General features: G+C 72.1%; 20 protein-coding genes. 16 read left to right on the top strand and 4 right to left on the bottom strand.

Going from position 1 to position 19,737, the window contains the following annotated elements:
- Window positions 1-14 precede the first annotated feature (14 nt).
- Genes ACFY8U_RS30270 through ACFY8U_RS30250 form a run of 5 tightly spaced genes read left to right on the top strand, consistent with a single transcriptional unit; the run spans window position 15 to window position 4,690 of the window.
- Window positions 15-803 (top strand): SDR family oxidoreductase, encoded by a 789-nt coding sequence (locus tag ACFY8U_RS30270; protein ID WP_389575447.1) that lies wholly within the window; start codon window positions 15-17, stop codon window positions 801-803.
- Between the two features lie 9 nt (window positions 804-812).
- On the top strand, window positions 813-2,438 hold the full coding sequence (locus ACFY8U_RS30265) for a thiamine pyrophosphate-binding protein (RefSeq protein WP_389575446.1): 1,626 nt from the start codon (window positions 813-815) through the stop codon (window positions 2,436-2,438).
- Between the two features lie 36 nt (window positions 2,439-2,474).
- The gene (locus tag ACFY8U_RS30260; RefSeq protein WP_389575445.1) at window positions 2,475-3,413 is read left to right on the top strand and encodes a PDR/VanB family oxidoreductase; all 939 of its coding nucleotides are present in this window, start codon (window positions 2,475-2,477) and stop codon (window positions 3,411-3,413) included.
- A gap of 33 nt (window positions 3,414-3,446) precedes the next feature.
- Window positions 3,447-3,671: a recombinase-like helix-turn-helix domain-containing protein gene (locus ACFY8U_RS30255; RefSeq protein WP_389575444.1), complete on the top strand. Its 225-nt coding sequence runs from the start codon at window positions 3,447-3,449 to the stop codon at window positions 3,669-3,671.
- 2 nt (window positions 3,672-3,673) lie between these two features.
- Complete coding sequence (locus tag ACFY8U_RS30250) at window positions 3,674-4,690, top strand: Rieske 2Fe-2S domain-containing protein (protein WP_389575443.1); 1,017 nt, start codon at window positions 3,674-3,676, stop codon at window positions 4,688-4,690.
- 12 nt (window positions 4,691-4,702) lie between these two features.
- Here the strand turns inward: ACFY8U_RS30250 and glsA are convergent, their stop codons facing one another.
- Window positions 4,703-5,803, bottom strand: a complete 1,101-nt coding sequence (glsA, locus tag ACFY8U_RS30245) for a glutaminase A (RefSeq protein WP_389575442.1) — start codon at window positions 5,801-5,803, stop codon at window positions 4,703-4,705.
- Between the two features lie 113 nt (window positions 5,804-5,916).
- Between glsA and ACFY8U_RS30240 the strand changes: the two genes are divergently transcribed.
- Window positions 5,917-6,405: a DUF1269 domain-containing protein gene (locus ACFY8U_RS30240; RefSeq protein ID WP_389575441.1), complete on the top strand. Its 489-nt coding sequence runs from the start codon at window positions 5,917-5,919 to the stop codon at window positions 6,403-6,405.
- A gap of 80 nt (window positions 6,406-6,485) precedes the next feature.
- Here ACFY8U_RS30240 and ACFY8U_RS30235 read toward each other — a convergent pair whose 3' ends face one another.
- A complete protein-coding gene (locus ACFY8U_RS30235; protein ID WP_389575440.1) occupies window positions 6,486-7,580 on the bottom strand; it encodes a chemotaxis protein in 1,095 nt (364 codons plus the stop codon).
- Window positions 7,581-7,818: 238 nt separating this feature from the next.
- Here ACFY8U_RS30235 and ACFY8U_RS30230 point away from each other — a divergent pair, with 238 nt between their 5' ends.
- The 9 genes from ACFY8U_RS30230 (at window position 7,819) to ACFY8U_RS30190 (ending at window position 15,039) form a co-directional block, all read left to right on the top strand.
- Window positions 7,819-8,271, top strand: coding sequence for an SRPBCC family protein (locus ACFY8U_RS30230; protein WP_389575439.1), 453 nt, complete (start codon window positions 7,819-7,821; stop codon window positions 8,269-8,271).
- 164 nt (window positions 8,272-8,435) lie between these two features.
- On the top strand, window positions 8,436-9,047 hold the full coding sequence (locus ACFY8U_RS30225; RefSeq protein ID WP_389575438.1) for a nucleotidyltransferase family protein: 612 nt from the start codon (window positions 8,436-8,438) through the stop codon (window positions 9,045-9,047).
- Complete coding sequence (locus tag ACFY8U_RS30220; RefSeq protein WP_361598243.1) at window positions 9,044-9,298, top strand: hypothetical protein; 255 nt, start codon at window positions 9,044-9,046, stop codon at window positions 9,296-9,298. Before ACFY8U_RS30225 ends, ACFY8U_RS30220 begins: the two co-directional genes overlap by 4 nt.
- Window positions 9,295-10,080, top strand: a complete 786-nt coding sequence (locus ACFY8U_RS30215) for a metallophosphoesterase (protein WP_389575437.1) — start codon at window positions 9,295-9,297, stop codon at window positions 10,078-10,080. The genes ACFY8U_RS30220 and ACFY8U_RS30215 overlap by 4 nt, the downstream gene beginning before the upstream one ends.
- A 282-nt stretch (window positions 10,081-10,362) precedes the next feature.
- Window positions 10,363-11,346, top strand: coding sequence for a Dyp-type peroxidase (locus ACFY8U_RS30210; protein ID WP_389575436.1), 984 nt, complete (start codon window positions 10,363-10,365; stop codon window positions 11,344-11,346).
- Window positions 11,347-11,351: 5 nt separating this feature from the next.
- On the top strand, window positions 11,352-12,167 hold the full coding sequence (locus ACFY8U_RS30205; RefSeq protein ID WP_389575435.1) for a family 1 encapsulin nanocompartment shell protein: 816 nt from the start codon (window positions 11,352-11,354) through the stop codon (window positions 12,165-12,167).
- A 104-nt stretch (window positions 12,168-12,271) separates the two neighbouring features.
- Window positions 12,272-12,907 carry a DUF1345 domain-containing protein gene (locus ACFY8U_RS30200; RefSeq protein WP_389575434.1) on the top strand — a complete coding sequence of 212 codons (636 nt, stop codon included), beginning with the start codon at window positions 12,272-12,274 and terminating at the stop codon, window positions 12,905-12,907.
- Window positions 12,908-13,363: 456 nt separating this feature from the next.
- Window positions 13,364-13,567 carry a cold-shock protein gene (locus tag ACFY8U_RS30195; RefSeq protein WP_015031667.1) on the top strand — a complete coding sequence of 68 codons (204 nt, stop codon included), beginning with the start codon at window positions 13,364-13,366 and terminating at the stop codon, window positions 13,565-13,567.
- An 83-nt stretch (window positions 13,568-13,650) separates the two neighbouring features.
- Complete coding sequence (locus ACFY8U_RS30190; protein WP_361768475.1) at window positions 13,651-15,039, top strand: DEAD/DEAH box helicase; 1,389 nt, start codon at window positions 13,651-13,653, stop codon at window positions 15,037-15,039.
- Here the strand turns inward: ACFY8U_RS30190 and ACFY8U_RS30185 are convergent.
- On the bottom strand, window positions 15,036-15,647 hold the full coding sequence (locus ACFY8U_RS30185) for a hypothetical protein (RefSeq protein WP_361598264.1): 612 nt from the start codon (window positions 15,645-15,647) through the stop codon (window positions 15,036-15,038). The genes ACFY8U_RS30190 and ACFY8U_RS30185 overlap by 4 nt on opposite strands.
- Window positions 15,644-17,290, bottom strand: coding sequence for a protein kinase (locus ACFY8U_RS30180; RefSeq protein ID WP_389575433.1), 1,647 nt, complete (start codon window positions 17,288-17,290; stop codon window positions 15,644-15,646). The genes ACFY8U_RS30185 and ACFY8U_RS30180 overlap by 4 nt, the downstream gene beginning before the upstream one ends.
- A gap of 381 nt (window positions 17,291-17,671) precedes the next feature.
- Between ACFY8U_RS30180 and ACFY8U_RS30175 the strand changes: the two genes are divergently transcribed.
- Window positions 17,672-19,735 carry a phosphocholine-specific phospholipase C gene (locus ACFY8U_RS30175; RefSeq protein ID WP_389575432.1) on the top strand — a complete coding sequence of 688 codons (2,064 nt, stop codon included), beginning with the start codon at window positions 17,672-17,674 and terminating at the stop codon, window positions 19,733-19,735.
- The last annotated feature ends 2 nt before the right edge of the window (window positions 19,736-19,737 follow it).

The following is a 19,737-nucleotide window of genomic DNA, read 5'->3' as shown; positions in this document are numbered from 1 at the left end:
AGGAGTCACGCGTTATGGATCTGGGCCTCGCCGACCGCGCCATCGTGGTCACCGGCGGCAGCTCGGGTGTCGGCCTGGCCACGGTCCGCGCCCTGCTCGACGAAGGCGCCCGCGTCGCCACCTGCGGCCGCGACGCCGAACGGCTGAAGAACGTGGCCGCCACCCTCGGCGCCGGACACGGCCGGCTGCTGACCGAGGTCTGCGACGTACGGGACGCCGACGCCGTGGACGCCTTCGTCCGGCGTACCGCCGAGGAGTTCGGCGCCGTCGACGGGCTCGTCAACAACGCCGGGCAGTCGCGGATGAAGGCGCTCGACGAGGCCACGGCCGAGGACTGGCGCGACGAACTGGAACTCAAGTTCGCCGGGGTCCTCAACCCGCTGCACGCCGCCCGTCCCCATCTGGCCGCCTCCGACGCGGCGAGCGTCGTCAACGTCAACGCCGTTCTCGCCAAGCAGCCCGAGACCCGGCTCATCACCACCAGCGCCGCCCGCGCCGGCATCCTGAACCTCTCCAAGTCCCTGTCGGCCGAACTCGCCGCCGACGGCATCCGGGTCAACTCGGTCTGCCTGGGCCTCGTCGACACCGGCCAGTGGACCCGCCGGTACGCCGCCGCGGATTCCGGCCTGAGTTACGAGGGGTGGCAGGCGGAGCTCGCCGCCGACCGCGGGATCGCGCTCGGCCGGCTCGGCCGGGCCGAGGAGGTCGCGTACGCGATCGTCGCGCTGCTCTCGCCCCGAGCCTCGTACATCACCGGCACCAGCATCGACGTCTGCGGCGGCGTCGGCCGCTCCATCCTCTGAGGAGACACCATGCGTCACGACAACGGAGGCGATCTCCTCGTCGCCGTCCTGCGCGAACTCGGCATCGACACCGTCTTCGGCATCGTCAGCGTGCACAACCTGCCGCTGGTGGAGGCCGTCGACCGCGACCTGCGGTTCGTGCCCGTACGCCACGAGGCGTCCGCCGTGAACGCGGCGGACGCCTACGGACGGGCGCGCGGCTCGATCGGCTGCGCGCTCACCTCCACCGGCACCGGCGCGGGCAACGCCGCCGGCTCGCTCATCGAGTCACTCAGCGCGGGCAGCTCGGTCCTGCACGTCACGGGCCAGGTGGAGAGCGAATTCCTCGGAAGCGGACGGGGGTTCATCCACGAGACCAAGGACCAGCTGGGCATGCTGACCGCCGTGTCGGCGTACGCGGCGAGCGTCCCCGACACGGAACAGGCGGGACGGATCCTGCGCGAGGCGGCGCGCGCGGCGCTGGCCACGCCGGGCGGGCCGGCGAGCGTCGAGTGGCCGATCGACCTCCAGTACGCGGCCCAGACCGATGCCCCGTCCACCTTCCCCGCGCCCGTGCTCCCGACCCCCACGGACGGTGAACTGGACGCGGCCGGCGCCCTGCTGGCCTCCGCACGCCGCCCCGTGATCTGGGCCGGCGGCGGCGCGGTCCGGGCGCGTCGTGAGCTGACCCGGCTCCTCGACGCGACCGGCGCGGCCCTCGTCACCTCCAACTCCGGGCGCGGCGCGGTCCCCGAGGACGACGAGCGGGTCATCGGCAACTTCGCCACCACTCCGGCCGTCCGGGCCCTGCTCGCGGACGCGGACGTCCTCCTCACCGTCGGCACGCACTTCCGCTCCAACGAGACCGCCGACTACACGCTCGAGCTGCCCACGGCGCACATCCAGATCGACGCCGACCCGGCCGCCCTCGGCCGGGTCCACCAGGTCACCCACCCCCTGCACGGCGACGCGGGCGCCGTCCTCGACGGGCTTCTCCCGCACGCCCGGCCGGCCGAGGACGGCTGGAGCGCGCGCGTCGCCACCGTACGCGCCGACGTACGGGCCGCCTTGCACGACGGCATCGGCCCCCAGGCCGCGATCTGCGACGCCCTGCGGGCCGCGCTGCCCCGCGAGGCGGTCGTCGCCCGCGACGTCACGATCCCGTCGAGCAGCTGGGGCAACCGCCTCCTGGAGATCTACGACCCCCGGGACAACGTCTTCCCGCGCGGCGGCGGCATCGGACAGGGCCTCGGGATGGGCATCGGCGCCGCACTCGCCCGCCCCGACGCACCCACCGTCGTGATCGCCGGCGACGGCGGACTCGCCGTCCACCTCGGCGAACTCCTCACGCTCGCCCAGGAGCGGCCACGCCTCACGCTCCTCGTCTTCAACGACGGCGGCTACGGCGTCCTGCGCAACATGCAGGACCGGTACGCCGAGCGCCGCTCGGGCGTCGACCTCGTCACCCCGGACTTCGCGGCGCTGGCCCGCGCCTGCCACCTGCCGTATCTGCGCATCGCGGCCGAGGAAGAGGCGGAGCCGGTGATCGCGCGGGCCGTGGCCGGTGACGGCCCGGTGCTCGTCGAGGTCGACCTCACGGCCCTCGGGCCCATGAAGAACCCGTTCACCCCGCCCGTACGGATCCCGGGGCAGTAGGCCCCGTCCCCCAAGACAGTCAGGAGGCAGCAGATCATGAGCGAGAAGTCGCTGCGGCTGGTCGTCCACCGTATGACGTGGGAGGCGGACGGCGTCCTCTCCGTCGAGCTCGTCCACCCGGACGGAAAGCCGCTGCCCGCGTGGACACCGGGCGCCCATGTCGACGTCCACGTCGGTGGCTTCGTACGGCAGTACAGCCTGTGCGGCGACCCGCAGTCGGCCGGCGTCTACCGGATCGGCGTCCTCAACGAGCCCGCGTCCCGCGGCGGTTCACGCCATGTGCACACCGCGCTCCGCCCCGGCCAGCAGGTCACCGTCTCCGAACCGCGCAACCACTTCGCCCTGGAGGACGCCGGGGGCTACGTCTTCGTGGCCGGTGGCATCGGCATCACCCCGCTGCTCGCCATGGCGAGGGAGGCGGAGCGCCGCGGCGCCCGCTGGCGGTTGGTCCACGGTGGTCGCACCCGCGCCTCCATGGCCTTCACCGCCGAGCTCACGGCGCTGGGCGGCGGCGCCCTCACCCTCGTACCCCAGGACGAGGCCGGGCACATCGACCTCGACGCGGCGCTCGCCGGTCTGGACGAGGACACGCTCGTTTACGCCTGCGGCCCCGGGCCGCTCCTGGCCGCCGTCGAGGAGCGGTGTCCGCCGGAGCGGCTGCGGCTCGAACGGTTCTCCGCCCCGGTGGTCGAGCGCGGGGGAGAGGACGGGGGCTTCGAGGTCGAGTGCCGCACCTCCGGGCTGACGCTCGACGTCGGACCCGGCACCTCGATCCTCGACGCCGCCGAGGCCGCGGGACTCGACGTGCGGAGCTCGTGCCGGGACGGCATCTGCGGCTCCTGCGAGACCCGGGTGATCGACGGCGTCCCCGACCACCGCGACTTCCTCCTCAGCGAGGCCGAACACGCCGTGAACGCCACGATGATGATCTGCGTCTCGCGGTGCGCCTCCGGCCGGCTCGTCCTCGACCTCTGACCTTCGTCCGCCCGAACCTCCCCTGGAGACACCATGACCGACTCCTGGCCGTACCTGGAGATCCACCAGAGCCGTACGCGTGAACCGAGCCCGTACGAGTACAAGCTGGCCGCCACGCTCGAGGAGGTCTTCACGAACGAAGGCCACCAACTGCCCGACGTCGTCCGCGGACTCAACGCCCGCAAGGTCCACGCCCCGGACGGGCAGCCGTGGACCGAGACCTCGTTCCGCGCCGAGATGCACCGACTGGGAGCCTGACCATGACGCTGTCCACGACCGCTTCCGCGGACCACATCTACGCCCACGGCCTGCGCAACCAGTGGCACCCCGTCGTCCCCTCGGACTTCGTCGCCCCCGGCGCGATGCGCAAGGTCACCGCCCTCGGCGGGCAGTGGCTCCTGTTCCGCCGCTCCGACGGCACCCTCGCCATGCTCGCGGACCGCTGCCCCCACCGCGGCGCGCCCCTCTCCCTCGGCAAGCACCTCGGCGACCGGGTCGCCTGCTGGTACCACGGCGTCGAGGTGGAGACGGACGGCACCGTCTCGTCCGTGCCGGGGCTGCCGGGCTGCAACCTGGAGGGCAAGAAGCTGGTCACCTCGCTCCCGGTGCGCGAGGTGGCGGGCGCGGTGCTCGCGTACTTCGGCGACGAGGAGCACCCCGAGCCGGTGCCGCTGGAACTCCCCGACCCGCTCGTCGACCCGGAGACGGACGCCTTCCTCTGCTACGCGGAGTGGAACGTGCCGTGGCGGTACGCGGTGGAGAACCTGCTTGACCCGATGCACGGCGCCTTCCTGCACCACGAGTCCCACACGATGTTCGACGGTGACACCACGGCCAAGTTCCGCATCCGGGAGACCGACCGCGGCTACTTCTTCGAGAAGACGGACCAGCGAGGCGTCAACTTCGACTGGGTGGAGCTGTGCCGCACCGGTGTGGACTGGGTGGACCTCTCCATCCCGTACCCGCCCTCGGCGGGCCCCGGCGGCCCGTTCGGCATCGTCGGCATGGCCTGCCCGGTGGACGCCGAACGCACCGGCGTCTTCTTCTGGCGCTACCGGACGGTCCAGGGCTGGCAGCGCGACTCCTGGCGCTTCCTCTACCGGACGCTGATCGAGAAGCGGCACTGGGAGGTCCTGGAACAGGACCGCGTCATGCTCGAAGGCATGCCCGCCGACGCCGACCAGCGGGAGAACCTGTACCAGCACGACCTCGGTGTGGTGCGCCTGCGACGGCTGTACCGCGCGGAGGCCGAGTCCCAGTCCTCGGCGGGGATCTGACGGCGCATCGGGCTACGCGTCCGGCCGCGACGTGAAGCGTTCCATGGGCGTCGAGGCGAAGAGGTTGAGGCCGAGGACGCGGGACAGATGGCGTGCCGCGCGCTGACCGCGCACGCTGTTGCCCGCCGAGTCGAGCGGAGGGGAGAAGGAGGCCACGGCGCACTTGCCCGGCGCCACGGCGACGATGCCGCCCGACACGCCGCTCTTGCCGGGCATGCCGATGTCGTACAGCCAGTCGCCCGACCGTTCGTACAGCCCGGAGGCCGCCATCGCCGCCAGCGCCCGGCGGCAGGTGCCGGGCGTGACGACCTGGACGCCCGTCAGCGGGTTCATGCCGCCGTCGGCCAGGGTGGCGCCCATGACGGCCAGGTCCCGTGCGGTCACCTTCAGGGAGCACTGCTGGGTGTAGAGGTCGGTGGTCTCCAGTGGGTCGAAGGCCAGCCGGCCGTAACTCTCCAGCAGCCGGGCGATGCCGCGGTTGCGCTGGTTGGCCGCGGCCTCGGACTCGTACACGGCGACGTCGAGTTCGAGCCGCCGCCCCGCGAACGCGGACAGGCCGTCATGGAGGAACGTCCACTTGGCCACCGGGCTGTCACCGGGCACCAGGCTGGTGGTCACCAGGGCTCCCGCGTTGACCATCGGATTCATCGGAGATCCGGCGTTCAGCTCCAGTGCCATGACGGAGTCGAAGGGGAGCCCCGTGTTGTTCGCCCCCACGGCCTCCCACACACCGAGGTGGCCGAGCTCCTCGCAGACGAGAGCGAAGACGAAGACCTTCGAGATCGACTGGATGGAGAAGGACCGGTCCGCGCAGCCGGCCGTGTGCACCCGGCCGCTCGTGTCGGCGACACTCAGCGCGAACCATGAGGGGTCCGCCTGCGCGAGCGCCGGAATGTAGTCGGCCACCCGCCCCTCCGCCGACGGCAGGTAGCGGGCGTGCGTCTCCCGCAGCAGCGCATCCACCACGGGTGGCGCCGGCAGGAGGCCGGTCGAGATCGCCGCCCGGCCGATCTCGTCACCGAACTCCGTGTCGCTCCGCTCCAACTCGGGCGGCACCGGCTCTCCGGGCGAACGGGGAGGGTCGCCCGGGGTTCCCGGGCCGCCGTCACGCATGCACGTCACTCTCCCCGCGCCACAGCGACTCCGCGCGTCCGCGCGCCTGATGCCCTCGTCCGAATGTGAGCATATGGTGCGGAGTGACTGGTTTGGTGGCAAAGGAGATGATCATGTCCGAGCTCATCGTTATCGGCTACGACGACCCTGCCGTCGCGAAGAAGGCCTTCAAGGCCGTGCAGGAGCTCAACAACAACCACATCGTCGAACTCAGCGGGCTCGCCGTCGTCACGGTCGACCAGGACGGTGAGACCCACGTCGACACGCCCGCCAAGACCGAGAAGGTGGCTGTCTCCGCCACCGCGGGGGCGCTGTGGGGCATGGTCTTCGGGATCCTCATCCTCACCCCCGGCATCGGCGTGGTCGGCGCCGCGCTCGGGGGGCTCATCGGCAAGCTGAACCAGATGGGGGTCGACAAGAACTTCCGCAGCAAGGTCGACTCGCTGCTCCAGCCCGGCTCCGCGGCGGTGGTGATCATGGCGTCGAAGGTCACCGAGGACAAGTTCGCCGCCGCCATGCAGTCCTTCGGCGGGAACGTCCTCAAGACGTCGCTCTCGGAGAAGGACGAGCAGGCCTTCGTGGAGCAGCTGGCCGGCGCGTAGACCGTCTCGCGAAGAGGACGGCCCGGCGCTCCACGTCGCGATTCCGTACCTCGCGGTCGCGATTCCGTACCTCGCGCGGCTCAGTAGCGGAGGGCGGCGGCGATCCGGCCCGAGTCGGACAGCGTCTCGTCCGGGACGAAGCGCACCGCCGCTCCGGTCGCGAGCGCCTGCTCGACGATCTCGTCCACGATGTCGTCCCGCGAGTCGAGGTCGGAGGGGTCGGCCGGTTCGAGGTGGTCGCCGTAGTCGCGGACGACCGTCTGGAAGTGCTCCTCGACGGCCAGCAGACGGACCCGGCCCTCCCTCACGGCCACCCAGACCTCGTCGAGGCCCCCGGCGAACTCGCGGCGGCCCTGCGCGGCATCCAGCTCGGAGACCACGGTGGCCGTGTCGGCGGCCTCTCTCGCCGTACGAAGAGGCTCCAGCGCCCGCCACACATCCGCCGCCGGTCCGAAGGCCAGGCCACTGCTCCGGACGGTCGTCGTGTCCTTGCCGAGCTGGCCGAGGTCCTCCAGAAGGGCGATCGCCGCCGCCTCGCCGAGCACGTACAGGGGGCGCGGGGAGGAGCTGAGCACGACACGCATCGCCTCGTGCGCGTCGCGCAGGAACTGGCGGGTCCGCTCGTCCTGGAACGTGCTCGGCATGTCCCCGATGCGCTCCTTGCGCTCGGCGTCGGGGTCCTCCAGGCTCCGCGTACGCGGGAAGCCGTCCGCGGTGTGCTCACGCACGCGCTCCGAGTCGCCGTCCCAGAGGGCGACCCGGTCGGCGGCCACGGTCAGCGCCCAGAAGGGCTGTTCGGCGGCCTGGGCGGCGACGAGATTGCGCGTGAGGAAGGTGTCGGCGACGACGACGCGCTCGGGAACCGTCCGGGCCACCGTCCACACCAGGTGCTCCCCGGGGGCCGCGTAGATCACCAGACCGTCCTCGGCGCGGGCGAGGTCGACCTCGGTGAGGGCCTGCTCCAGCTGGCTCAGCACGTCCAGCCGCCGCTCACGGGTCACCGCCGGGTCGTTGTCGATCAGCGTTCCGGCCCGGGCCACGAGGTTGCGGAGCCGGACGGGGTCCTGGGCGTTGTGGGGCTCCCGGCGGTGCGTGGGCATCACCAGTGACACGGCCGGATACGGGCGCGGCTGACGCAGCTTCGCGAGCATTTCGGTGCTGAGCGCAGGATGCATGGGAGCAGGCCTTTCGGAGGCGATCGCACGGGCGTGGGCGGGGCCGCGACACGCGGGCCCTCCTGGGAGTCCGACCCACCAGAAAGCACGATATGCCCGGACATGGGTGTCGGCGCGTCGTGCGAGGGCGCGACGCCCCACCGGGCGCGGCGGGAGGCTCCGTTCGGGCCTGCCGGACTGCGCCGGCGGGCGTGAGGCGCCAGGCTGGAGGTCAAGCCCGTAAAGGAGCGTGACCAGCGTGGCCCGGAACCGCCGTCTGATCCTGAGCTCGCCGTCCGAGGTCTGGCGCCTCCTGGCCGACGGCCGCCGCTACGGGGAGTGGGTGACCGGCACCCAGCAGGTCCTCGCCGCGGACCCGCACTGGCCGGACGTGGGCGCCCGTCTGAAGGTCCGCGTCGGCGCCGGCCGGCTGACCCTCGACGACACGTGCGTGGTCCGCATCTGCGAACCGGAGCGACGCCTCGAACTGGAGGCGAAGGCCGACCCCTTCGGAGCCGCCCGCATCGCCATGCGCCTGACGCCCTGGGGCGAGAACACCCTCTTCACCCTCGACTGGCACCCCCTCCGCGGCCCGGGCACCCGGATGCACGGACTTCCGGTGGACTACGTCGTCGCGGTACGCAACGGCATGATGCTGACGAAACTCGCCCGGATCGCGGTCCGCGAACACTCGGCGACGGCCCGGGCGTGACGACGGCGATTCGGGGTACCCGCTTGCTCCCACACACCACACGACGGCCCGAACGTTCGCCGCCCGTGATGCGCGACCACGTTCGCGTACCGCGGGCATCCGCGCCTCGCGGCGCCGGACCATACGAAGGCCACCCCGCCGCAGGCGCGGGACGGAGAGAGGCGATGGACGCAACCCCAGCCACGGCCCACTCGCGGGACGACGCCCTGCCCGCCGATCACACGCAGGCGATCCTGGAGGCCACGAAACGCGTGGGCTCCCTCCTGAAGGCGTCCGGTCGCCCCTTCGCGCTGGTCGGCAGCGTCGCGGTCTACGCCCACGGCATTCCCCTCGCGCTCCAGCACGACACCGACTTCGCCGTACGCCGCGAGGACGCCGAGGACGTCGTGAAGGCGCTGGCGGACCACGAGGTCGAGATCGTCGAGCCGCCCGAGGACTGGCTGGTCAAGGCCCGTACCCAGGGCGAGGAGATCGACCTCATCTTCGCGCTCGCCAACCGACCGGTCACCACCGAGCTCCTCGAACGCGCCGAGTCGCTGCCCGTGGACTCCGTGCACATGCCCGTCCTCGCCCCCACCGACCTCCTCAGCAGCCGCCTGGCGGCGCTGTCGGAGCACCACTGCGACTTCGGTGCCCTGCTGCCGGTCGCCCGCGGGCTGCGGGAGCGCGTGGACTGGGCGCGACTGCGCGAGGAGCACGGCGAGGAGCCCATGCCGGGCGCCTTCCTGTACCTCCTGGAACGGCTCGGCGTCATCCCGAAGGAGGGCGAGACGTGAACGGGCGCGACGCCGGCGAGTACCGCATCGCCCGGCTGCGGGAGCGGCTGGCGAGCGGGGACATGGCCGAACTAGGCGTACGGATCGAGATGCGCGGCGAGTCCGTACTGCTGTTCGGCACCCTGCCGACGGCCGACCACCGGGAAGAGATTCTGCGGATCGCCGAGGCCGAGCTGGGCGACATGCCCGTCCTCGCCGATCTGGGCGTCGCGAGCGCCGATCCCCCCGACGGCCACGAGGACCTGCCGTGAGCGCCCCCGTCGACCGCGCGGCCCCCGAGGCCGGACCCGTCGTACGGGTGGCCGCGGTGGGGGACATCCACCTCGGCTCCGACTCCCGCGGCCTGCTCCGCCCCTCCTTCGCGACGCTCCCGGACCGCGCGGACCTTCTGCTCCTCGCGGGCGACCTGACCCGCCACGGAGCCGTCGCCGAGGCCGAGGTGGTGGCCGCCGAGGTCGCCGACGTGGGTGTCCCCGTGGTCGCGGTGCTGGGCAACCACGACCACCACTCCGGGGAGGAGGCGGAGGTGTCCCGCGTCCTCGCGGACGCAGGCGTCGCCGTCCTGGAAGGCACGACCACCGTCCTGTCCCTGCACGGGGAGCGGATCGGCGTCGCCGGGACGAAGGGGTTCTGCGGCGGGTTCGCCGGCCGCAGCGCCGGTGAGTTCGGGGAACAGGAGATGAAGGACTTCGTACGCGTCACCCGGCGCAGCGCGGACAGTCTGCGGCGGGCGCTCACCGAGCTGGCCGACGACGCCTGCGCGCTCCGGATCGCGCTGACGCACTTCGCGCCCGTGCCGGACACCCTGGCGGGGGAGCCCCGCGAGATCTATCCCTTCCTCGGCAGCTACCTCCTCGCGGAGGCGATGGACGAGGCCGGTGCCGACCTCGCGGTCCACGGCCATGCCCACCTCGGGACCGAACACGGCATGACGGCGGGCGGTATCAGGGTCCGTAACGTCGCCCAGCCGGTGATCGGCAAGGCCTTCGCGCTCTACCATCTGCCGCTCACCCCCACCGCGAAGGCCACATGACCGACACGTCGGCCGCGCGACCGACGCACCCCTCGCACGCGGCCGCGCCGGCGCGCCCTCCTCGCCCGGCCCGGCCGAAATGCCGCGATCTGCCCTGTATGCCTAGGCTGGCAGGGACATTGCCGGCCCCGGGCCCACGCCCGCACGGCGGAAGGTCAGGACCTTGAGCGCCTCCGCGCCGGGCGACCACAGCACACAGAGCGACCAGCCGGTCATGAAACACCTCAAGGTCACCATCACCCCCGCCGCCTGACGGGAACCGCATCGTCCGCCGGGAGCGCCATGGTCACCCCCCAGCCCGTCGTCGTACCCCCTCCCAACGCCGCCGTCTTCCTCGTGGCGACGCTCAACCCCGGCGGTGAGGCCGCCGTACGGGACGCGCTCGCCGATCTGGCCGGACTGACGCGCTCCGTGGCCTTCCGCTCGCCCGACTCCACCCTCACCTGCGTCGCGGGCATCGGATCGCACGCCTGGGACCGCCTCGTCGGCGGGCCGCGCCCGCGTGAGCTCCATCCGTTCGTCCCGCTGACGGGCCCCCGGCACCGGGCGCCCTCCACGCCTGGCGATCTGCTCTTCCATGTGCGCGCCCGCCGCATGGACCTCTGCTTCGAGCTGGCCCGGCTGATCGTCGAGGCCCTGGGCCCGGCCGTGACGGTCGTCGACGAGGTGCACGGCTTCAGCTACTTCGACGAGCGCGACCTCCTCGGCTTCGTCGACGGCAGCGAGAACCCCGAGGGCGGCCAGGCGACCGACGCCGTGTTCGTCACCGACGACGAGCCGCCGTTCCAGGGCGGCAGTTACGTCATCGTCCAGAAGTACCTCCACGACATGGCGGCCTGGCAGGCGCTCACCACCGAGCAGCAGGAGCACGTCATCGGCCGTACGAAGGCGGCCAACGTCGAACTCGCCGACGACGTCAAGCCCGCCGACTCGCACGTCGCGCTCAACACGATCGTCGACGACGACGGCACCGAGCAGAAGATCGTCCGCGAGAACATGCCGTTCGGCGACATCGGCCGCGGTGAGTTCGGCACGTACTTCATCGGCTACGCGCGGACGCCCGCGGTCACGGAGCAGATGCTGCGCAACATGTTCCTCGGTGATCCGCCGGGCCTCACCGACCGCATCCTCGACTTCTCCACCGCCGTGACCGGCTGCCTCTTCTTCGTCCCCAGCGCCGACCTCCTCGGCGATCTGCCCGCCCCGCCCTCCGGGACCGTCCACCGCGGCGACTCCCTGCGCATCGGCAGCCTCAAAGGAGCCTGAGCGTCATGACGAACCCCGCCGCCACCGACAACCTCCACCGCGAACTCGCCCCGATCACCCCCGAGGCCTGGGCCGAGATCGAGGAAGAGGCCCGCCGCACGTTCCGGCGCCATCTCGCCGGACGCCGTGTCGTCGACGTCCCCGACCCGGCGGGCGCCGGGCTCGCCGCCGCCGGCACCGGCCACCTCTCCGAGATCGACCCGCCCGCCCCCGGTGTCACGGCGCGGCTGCGCGAGGCACGGCGGCTGGTCGAACTCCGCGTCCCGTTCACCGTGAGCCGGGCCGCCGTGGACGACGTCGAACGCGGCGCGCACGACTCCGACTGGCAGCCCGTGAAGGACGCGGCGCGCGCCATGGCCTTCGCGGAGGACCGGGCCGTCTTCGACGGATACCCGGCGGCGGGCATCGAAGGGCTGCGGTCACGCTCGTCCAACCCCGAGCTGAGCCTGCCCGCCGAGCCCCGCGACTACCCGGACGCGATCAGCAGGGCGCTGACGTCACTGAGGCTGGCCGGCGTCGACGGGCCGTACGCGCTCCTGCTGGGCGCAGACGCCTATACGGCGGTCAGCGAGACGTCCGACCATGGCTACCCGATCGCGGCGCACCTCGGCCGGATCCTCGGCGGCGACCCGATCTGGGCGCCGGCGCTGAGCGGCGCCTTCGTCGTGTCCACACGGGGCGGCGACTTCGAGCTCCTCCTCGGCCAGGACCTCGCGATCGGCTACACGGCGCACGACGCGAAGGGCATCGAGCTGTACTTCCAGGAGACGCTGACCTTCCTGGCGTACACCGACGAGGCGGTCGTCGTCCTGAGGGCCTGAGCGCGGCACGCGGGCGTGAGCGCCTGAGAGCGTTCCTGCACCCGGATCCTCGCGGCGGACGAAATGCCGGGGGGTGGACCGACGCGCCGCTACGGTTACGGGTCATGACACAGCGGCTGCCGCAGTCCGCGGTTTCCCGGCTCGCCGGATCGGTCATCGCGGGAGCGGCGATCGGCACGGCCATCGGCGGACTGACCGACGCACCCCTGGGAATCCTCGCCGGCATCGCGCTGACGGAGACGTTCTTCGTCGTGGCGGGCTGGATCGTCCTGTGGCCGATGGACGCGGACACGACGCGGCGCGCCGCCCGGCGCGAGGACTTCCGGCCCGTGATCGACGAGATCATCATCGTCGTGGTCGCTCTGTGCGGACTGGGCAGCATCGTCGTCATCCTGCTGCGAGGCGGGCCCGACCCCGGCCACGCGGCGGCCGCGACCGGGCTCAGCGGGGTGTTCATGGCCTGGGCGGCACTGCATCTGATGTACGCGACGCGCTATGCGTACCTGTACTGCGGGACCACCGGCGGCGGGATCGACTTCAACTCCGACCAGCCGCCCGCGTACCGGGATTTCCTCTACTTCAGCTACAACCTGGGAATGACCTATCAGGTCTCCGACACCGATGTCTCCAGTTCGCGGATCCGCGCCGTGGTGCTGCGGCATTCGTTGCTGTCGTACGTCTTCGGCACGAGCATTCTGGCCACCGCCGTCAACCTCGTCGTGGGACTCGTCACCGCCTGAGATTCGCCGGGCAGGTTCCCGTGCCGGTAGCCCGAACGGACGGCGCATTTCACCGTTCCCGGGCATCGGGACGGAATTCCTGCCCTCCGACGCGGCGGGGACGACCCGGGGCCGCGAGGGGGCGGGGCTCGGCTCCGGGGGACCCGCTTCGCGCAGGCGAGCACCCCTTCGTCGGACCCTCGCGCCGGGCGGGAGCCGTGCTGGGCCCGGGCACGGGCGGGCACGGCGCGCCCCGAAGGGACACGGAGCGACGAATTCCGTGCACGTTCGACCACACCGTGCTACAGTCGACTCAGTTGCAGTTGTGGTTCCCATAAACTTCAAGTGCCTTGGGTGGATTCATTTCGCCAGGCACTTTTTGTATTTTCGGTGCTGTATCCGGACGGGGCAATCGCGCGGCGACGCCGGGATTCACACAGTGTGAATCCCCGGGTAGTGCCTCGAAGGAGATTTGACATGGCTAATGGCACCGTGAAGTGGTTCAACTCGGAAAAGGGCTTCGGCTTCATCGAGCAGGAGGGTGGCGGCCCGGACGTGTTCGCCCACTACTCCAACATCGCGACCTCCGGCTTCCGTGAGCTCCAGGAGGGCCAGAAGGTGACCTTCGACGTCACCCAGGGTCAGAAGGGCCCGCAGGCGGAGAACATTCTCCCCGCCTGACGCCGAGCCTTCCGACGCAGCTGGGGTCCTCACCGTCGAGGTGAGGGCCTCAGCTCGTCGCATTTTCGGACGAGGTCTCTCTGATGAACGAATTCGCATCCCCGGTCACCCACACCCCGGCCCTTCCCGCGGTCGCCGCCTTCGGCGAGCTCGATCTGCCCGCCGAGGTGCTGGAGCTGCTCACCGAGCTCGGTGTCGACACGCCGTTCCCCATCCAGGCCGCCACCCTGCCGAACGCCCTCGCCGGACGTGACGTCCTCGGGCGCGGACGCACCGGATCGGGCAAGACCCTCGCGTTCGGCCTCCCCCTGCTCGTGCGCACCGCCGGCCGCCGGGCCGAGGCGCGCAAGCCGCGGGCCCTGATCCTCGTCCCGACGCGCGAGCTGGCCCAGCAGGTCACCGACGCGCTCACGCCGTACGCCCGTGTCCTGAAGCTGCGCCTCGCCACCGTCGTCGGCGGCATGTCGATCGGCCGGCAGGCCGCCACGCTGCGCGAAGGCGCCGAGGTCCTCGTCGCGACCCCCGGCCGCCTCAACGACCTCGTCGAGCGCAAGGACTGCCGTCTGGACCGGGTGGACATCACCGTCCTCGACGAGGCCGACCAGATGGCCGACATGGGCTTCCTGCCGCAGGTCACCGAGGTGCTCGACCTCGTACGCCCCGACGGCCAGCGCATGCTGTTCTCCGCCACCCTCGACCGCAACGTCGACCACCTGGTGCAGAACTACCTCCACGACCCGGTCGTGCACTCGGTCGACCCCTCGGCCGCCGCCGTCACCACCATGGAGCACCACGTCCTCCAGGTGCACGGCGCCGACAAGTACGCCACCGCCACGGAGATCGCCGCCCGCGACGGGCGCGTGATCATGTTCCTGGACACCAAGGCCTCCGTGGACCGCTTCACCGCCCATCTGCGCGGCAGCGGAGTCCGCGCGGAAGCGCTGCACGGCGGCAAGTCCCAGCCGCTGCGCAACCGCACCCTGGAACGGTTCAGGAGCGGTGACATCACCGTCCTCGTCGCCACCAACGTGGCCGCGCGCGGCATCCACGTCGACCAGCTCGACCTCGTCGTCAACGTCGACCCGCCCGCCGACCACAAGGACTATCTGCACCGGGGCGGACGGACCGCCCGCGCCGGCGAGTCCGGCAGCGTGGTCACGCTGGTCGTCCCGGACCAGCGCAAGGACGTGGTCCGCCTCATGGGCGAGGCCGGGATCCGCGCGCGCGTCACCCAGGTCCGTTCCGGCGAGGCCGAGTTGAGCCGTCTCACCGGTGCCAGGGCGCCGTCCGGCCGGCCCGTCGACGGCAGCGCGCCGAGCACCGAGCGCGCCAAGCGCGGCGGCGCGCCCTTCCGGGGCATCGGAACCGTCCCGGGCAAGCCCGGCCGCGCCAAGAACGAGTCACGGCGCTCCGCCGAGGCCCGTAGGACCGCCGAGGCCAAGCAGGCCGCGCGGATCCGCCGAGGACGCTAGACCGGCTCGCAGCGGTACGTGAAGCGGGTCTCCGCGGTGTGCCGGGTGGGGGAGACGACGACGAGTCGTGCCGTCGCCCGGTGCTCGCCCGGGCCGTGGAACGTCCACAGCAGGTGCAGGCGTGCCTGCGTCTGATGGCGGGCGAGCCGCTCCCGCAGCAGCCCGGACGTGGTGCCGTCGCTCCGCTCCCAGCGGTAGGTGACGGTGCCGGGCCGCCCGTCGGTCTCCAGGAGCGCCACGACATCGGCGGTACCGTCGCAGCCGGGCGGTCGCGCCGGCGCGGCGACCGAGACCCCGCGTACGGCGACCTCGGGCCCGAGCCGCTGCCAGGCGAGAAACGCGAGTACGGCCAGCAGGACGGCGCCGGGCAGGGCGTACCGGCGCAGTGCCCTACGGCGGCGGGGCGGGGGCTCGGGCGGACCGCCGTGCCAGATCTGAGCGGTCGTCGGGCCGCCGGCCATGCGGTGCCGGGTGGCCGGTGTCACTCCGGGACCGAACCGCAGGACCTCGCCCTCCACCCGGTCCGGCTCACCGTCTCGGGCGGGCCCCTCGAACCAGTGGCTGCCGAGCACCGTGGCGCTGTACTCGTCGGGGTCGTCGCCGCTCATGAGATCGTGCACCTCCTCGTGAGGATCTGCTGCGTGGAAGCGCCGTTCGCGGCGGCCGGGTCCGTGGTCGCCCGGACGCCCCAGTAGCAGCCTCCGGTTCGCGGGAAGGTGTGCGGGAGCGTGATCGCGTACCGCGTCGCGCCGCTGCGCCGCACGCTCTCGGAGCCGTCGGGTACCCCCGTCCCGCCCTTGCCGTCCGCCGTGAACCAGGAGAGCTGGAGGACCACCGGGCCGGTCCCGTCGGTCACGATCTCGAACGACGCCTCCGCCGTGGTCGTACCCGTCTGACGCAGCGCGGTGACGGAGACCGCCTTCACCCCGACCGGACGCGTCGTGGGCGGGGTCGTCGGCGGTGTGGTGGGCGGTGTGGTCACCGGATCCGTCGTCGGCGCGGTGGTCGTCGGGGTGGGCACCCACGTGGGCGTCGTCGTCGGCGGTACGGGAAGCGTCGACGTCGCGGTCGCCGTGGGAGTGCTCGACGGCGTCAGTTCCTCCGATGCCGAAGGCGTGGCTTCGGGAGACGCCGTGCTCGTGGGCGGCGCGGCCGTCGGGGACACCAGGGCGGTCGGCAGGGCGCTCGTGGTGGCGAACGCCTCCGCCGTCGTGCCGCCCCCCTCGTCACCGGCACGGGCCGCGACGGCCGCCAGGAGGGCGAGGATCAGCGCGGTGACGCCTGCCGGTGCGACGATCTCCGGCCACAGCCGGCGCCCCCGTCCGACGCGTGCGGGCAGCCTTGTCGTCGCGAGCGCGGTCGTCCCCGTGGCCGGATCACCGCCGGAGGAGGGGAGCAGCAGCGGCAGAAGCGCCGCGAGCGCGGCCAGCCTGCGCCGGCCCCGCTCCTCCCAGTCGCGCCCGTAGGCGGCCGTGGCGACCGCCTCCAGCTCCGCCACGAAGGCCGTCGCGTGCGCCGGGCGCTGCCCGGGAGCCTTCGCGAGACCGCGCCGGATCAGCGGCCGCAGAGGCTCCGGGACCTCCGCGTCCGGCACCGGTGCGTCGAGGTGCTGCAGCGCCAGCTCGGCGATGTTCTGGCCGGTGAACGGCTTGCGTCCGGTCAGACACTCGAAGAACGTCGCCGTCGCCGCGTACACATCGGCGGCCGGGGAGGCGGGCTCGCCGTTCCACTGCTCGGGCGCCATGTACGCCGGGGTGCCCGCGACACCCGGCGTGCTGCCGTGGTCGGTCGCGATGCCGAAGTCCACGAGCGTGGACGAGCCGTCGGCCGCGACCAGGACGTTCTCCGGCTTGTAGTCGCGGTGCACGACCCCGGCCCGGTGCGCGGCTCCCAGACCGAGGAGCGAGCCCTTGAGGACCACGAGCGCCGCCTCGGGACCGGTGGCGCCCTCCCGCGCGAGCAGCGCGCGCAGCGCGACCCCGTCGACCAGCTCCATCACGATCGCGGCGCCCCACGGAGCCTCCACGTACTCGTACAACCCCACGACGTGCGGCGATTCGAGTGCGGCGAGCCGCTGCGCCTCCGCCCGGAACCCCCGGACGAAGGCGGGATCGGCTCGCAGGCGCTCGCCGAGATACTTCACGGCCACCGGCAGCCCGGTCACGTCGTGGACGGCGAGCACCACTCGCCCGCTCGCGCCCGCGCCCAGTTCCCGGGTCTCCGTGTATCCGGGCACCACCCATGCGTTCATCCGGCCCCCCCTCCTCTTCAACGGGGACAGATTCCGGCCACGACCGGTTCCCGGCAAGGGCGCGCGCGTGGAGTGCGGGCGGCGCGACGACGGCGTACGGACGGCGCATGGACTTCTTTCGCGACCCCATGGACTCTTCGCACACGGCCCCCGCCGGGCGGCGCCGGACCCTACGGTGAACCTCGGTCGCGGGGACGCCCCGGCCGCAGGGACACCCCGGCCGCGGCGGTGTCCCGGCACTTCCACGATCATGCGCCCCGCGTTCACGTCCTGTACCGCGTCCCCATGCGTCGACGACACGTACACGCCCTCTCACCCACTGATCTTGGGCTCGCTCGGACCACCGTCCTCCCCCGGAATCCATCAGAGGTGCTCAGCCCCATGACCGAACTCAACAGGCGCCGCTTCCTGCAGATAGCGGGCGCCACCGCCGGCTTCGCCGCGCTCGACAGCAGCATCGCCCGGGCCGCCGCCATCCCCGCCGCCCGGACCTCCGGCACCCTCGCCGACGTCGAGCACATCGTCGTACTGATGCAGGAGAACCGTTCCTTCGACCACTACTTCGGCGCGCTGAAGGGTGTCCGCGGCTTCGGCGACCCACGCCCCATCACCCTCCCCAGCGGCAAGTCGGTCTGGCACCAGCAGGACGGCTCCAAGACCGTGCTGCCCTACCACCCCACGGCCGAGGACCTCGGCATGCAGTTCATCGCCGGCCTGAACCACGACTGGGCCGGTGGGCACAGGGCCTTCAACAACGGCAAGTACGACCAGTGGATCCCCGCCAAGTCGGCGGGCACCATGGCGTATCTGAACCGCGACGACATCCCGTTCCACTACGCCCTGGCCGACGCGTTCACGATCTGCGACGCCTACCACTGCTCGTTCATCGGCGCCACGGACCCCAACCGCTACTACATGTGGACCGGCCACACCGGCAACGACCGTACGGGCGGCGGTCCCGTCCTCGGCAACGAGGAGGCGGGGTACAGCTGGAAGACGTACCCCGAGCGGCTGGAGCAGGCCGGGATCTCCTGGAAGATCTACCAGGACATCGGCGACGGTCTGAACGCTGCCGGGCACTGGGGCTGGATCAACGACGCCTACCGCGGCAACTACGGCGACAACTCCCTGCTGTACTTCAACCAGTACCGCAACGCACAGCCCGGCAACCCGCTCTACGACAAGGCCCGCACCGGCACCGACGCCTCGAAGGGCGACGGCTTCTTCGACATCCTGCGGGCCGACGTCGCCGCCGGCCGGCTGCCGCAGATCTCCTGGATCGCGGCTCCCGAGGCCTTCACCGAGCACCCCAACTTCCCCTCGAACTACGGCGCCTGGTACATCTCACAGGTCCTGGACGCGCTGACCTCCAACCCGGAGGTGTGGAGCAGGACCGCGCTCTTCATCACGTACGACGAGAACGACGGCTACTTCGACCACGTCGTCCCGCCCTACCCGCCGGCCTCCGCCTCCCAGGGGCTCTCGACCGTCGACACCTCCCTCGACCACTTCTCCGGCAACGCCGGCTACGCCGCCGGCGTCTACGGTCTCGGCCAGCGTGTGCCGATGCTGGTCGTCTCGCCCTGGAGCACGGGCGGTTACGTCTGCTCCGAGACCTTCGACCACACCTCGATCATCCGGTTCATGGAGCGCCGCTTCGGGGTGACGGAACCGCAGATCTCGCCCTGGCGCCGGGCCGTCTGCGGCGATCTGACCTCCGCCTTCGACTTCGGCCTCGAGAACACCGCACCGGCGGCGCTGCCCGACACCTCGGCGTACAAGCCGCTCGACAACGACCGGCACCCCAGCTACGTACCGAAGCCGCCGGCCAAGCCGGCTCTGCCCGTCCAGGAGGCGGGCGCGCGTCCGGCCAGGGCGCTGCCGTACGAGCTGTACGTCGACGGAACGGCGACGCCGTCGACCGGTCGCTTCACGCTCACCTTCGGTGCGGGTGCCAGGGCCGGCGCCTTCTACTACATCACCGCCCCGAACCGCACCGACGGCCCGTGGACGTACACGGTGTCGGCCGGCAGGAGCATCGCCGACACCTGGAACACCGCCTACTCCTCGGGGGTCTACGACCTCACCGTGACCGGCCCCAACGGATTCCTGCGCGGCTTCCGGGGACCGGGCGGCACGGCGGGCCCGGAGGTGACGGCCCGGCATGATGCCGTCGCCGGCAACGTCGTGCTGACGATGACGAACCCCGGGGCCGCCGCCGTCACCCTCACGGTCACCAGCGCCCCCGCCTACGGCGGCCTGTCGCAGCGCGTCGCCGTCGCCAAGGGCGCGACCGTGACCCACACCGTGGATCTGCGCGGCAGCAGGCGCTGGTACGACCTGACGGTCGTCTCCAGCGGCAACAGCACCTTCCTCCGGCGCTTCGCGGGTCACGTCGAGAACGGCACGCCGGGCGTCAGTGACCCGGGGATCATCACCGGCTGAGG

It is taken from the genome of Streptomyces sp. NPDC012508 (assembly GCF_042902595.1).
Classification (GTDB): domain Bacteria; phylum Actinomycetota; class Actinomycetes; order Streptomycetales; family Streptomycetaceae; genus Streptomyces.
Note: the sequence above shows the minus strand (reverse complement) of the source record. Positions and strands in the feature narration are given on the sequence as shown.

What these genes read in the sequence shown, in the direction of transcription:
- ACFY8U_RS30270 (WP_389575447.1), top strand. Translation starts at nt 15, where the DNA reads ATGGATCTGGGCCTCGCCGACCGCGCCATCGTGGTCACCGGCGGCAGC.
- ACFY8U_RS30265 (WP_389575446.1), top strand. Translation starts at nt 813, where the DNA reads ATGCGTCACGACAACGGAGGCGATCTCCTCGTCGCCGTCCTGCGCGAA.
- ACFY8U_RS30260 (WP_389575445.1), top strand. Translation starts at nt 2,475, where the DNA reads ATGAGCGAGAAGTCGCTGCGGCTGGTCGTCCACCGTATGACGTGGGAG.
- ACFY8U_RS30255 (WP_389575444.1), top strand. Translation starts at nt 3,447, where the DNA reads ATGACCGACTCCTGGCCGTACCTGGAGATCCACCAGAGCCGTACGCGT.
- ACFY8U_RS30250 (WP_389575443.1), top strand. Translation starts at nt 3,674, where the DNA reads ATGACGCTGTCCACGACCGCTTCCGCGGACCACATCTACGCCCACGGC.
- glsA (WP_389575442.1), bottom strand. Translation starts at nt 5,803, where the DNA reads ATGCGTGACGGCGGCCCGGGAACCCCGGGCGACCCTCCCCGTTCGCCC.
- ACFY8U_RS30240 (WP_389575441.1), top strand. Translation starts at nt 5,917, where the DNA reads ATGTCCGAGCTCATCGTTATCGGCTACGACGACCCTGCCGTCGCGAAG.
- ACFY8U_RS30235 (WP_389575440.1), bottom strand. Translation starts at nt 7,580, where the DNA reads ATGCATCCTGCGCTCAGCACCGAAATGCTCGCGAAGCTGCGTCAGCCG.
- ACFY8U_RS30225 (WP_389575438.1), top strand. Translation starts at nt 8,436, where the DNA reads ATGGACGCAACCCCAGCCACGGCCCACTCGCGGGACGACGCCCTGCCC.
- ACFY8U_RS30210 (WP_389575436.1), top strand. Translation starts at nt 10,363, where the DNA reads ATGGTCACCCCCCAGCCCGTCGTCGTACCCCCTCCCAACGCCGCCGTC.
- ACFY8U_RS30205 (WP_389575435.1), top strand. Translation starts at nt 11,352, where the DNA reads ATGACGAACCCCGCCGCCACCGACAACCTCCACCGCGAACTCGCCCCG.
- ACFY8U_RS30200 (WP_389575434.1), top strand. Translation starts at nt 12,272, where the DNA reads ATGACACAGCGGCTGCCGCAGTCCGCGGTTTCCCGGCTCGCCGGATCG.
- ACFY8U_RS30195 (WP_015031667.1), top strand. Translation starts at nt 13,364, where the DNA reads ATGGCTAATGGCACCGTGAAGTGGTTCAACTCGGAAAAGGGCTTCGGC.
- ACFY8U_RS30190 (WP_361768475.1), top strand. Translation starts at nt 13,651, where the DNA reads ATGAACGAATTCGCATCCCCGGTCACCCACACCCCGGCCCTTCCCGCG.
- ACFY8U_RS30185 (WP_361598264.1), bottom strand. Translation starts at nt 15,647, where the DNA reads ATGAGCGGCGACGACCCCGACGAGTACAGCGCCACGGTGCTCGGCAGC.
- ACFY8U_RS30180 (WP_389575433.1), bottom strand. Translation starts at nt 17,290, where the DNA reads ATGAACGCATGGGTGGTGCCCGGATACACGGAGACCCGGGAACTGGGC.
- ACFY8U_RS30175 (WP_389575432.1), top strand. Translation starts at nt 17,672, where the DNA reads ATGACCGAACTCAACAGGCGCCGCTTCCTGCAGATAGCGGGCGCCACC.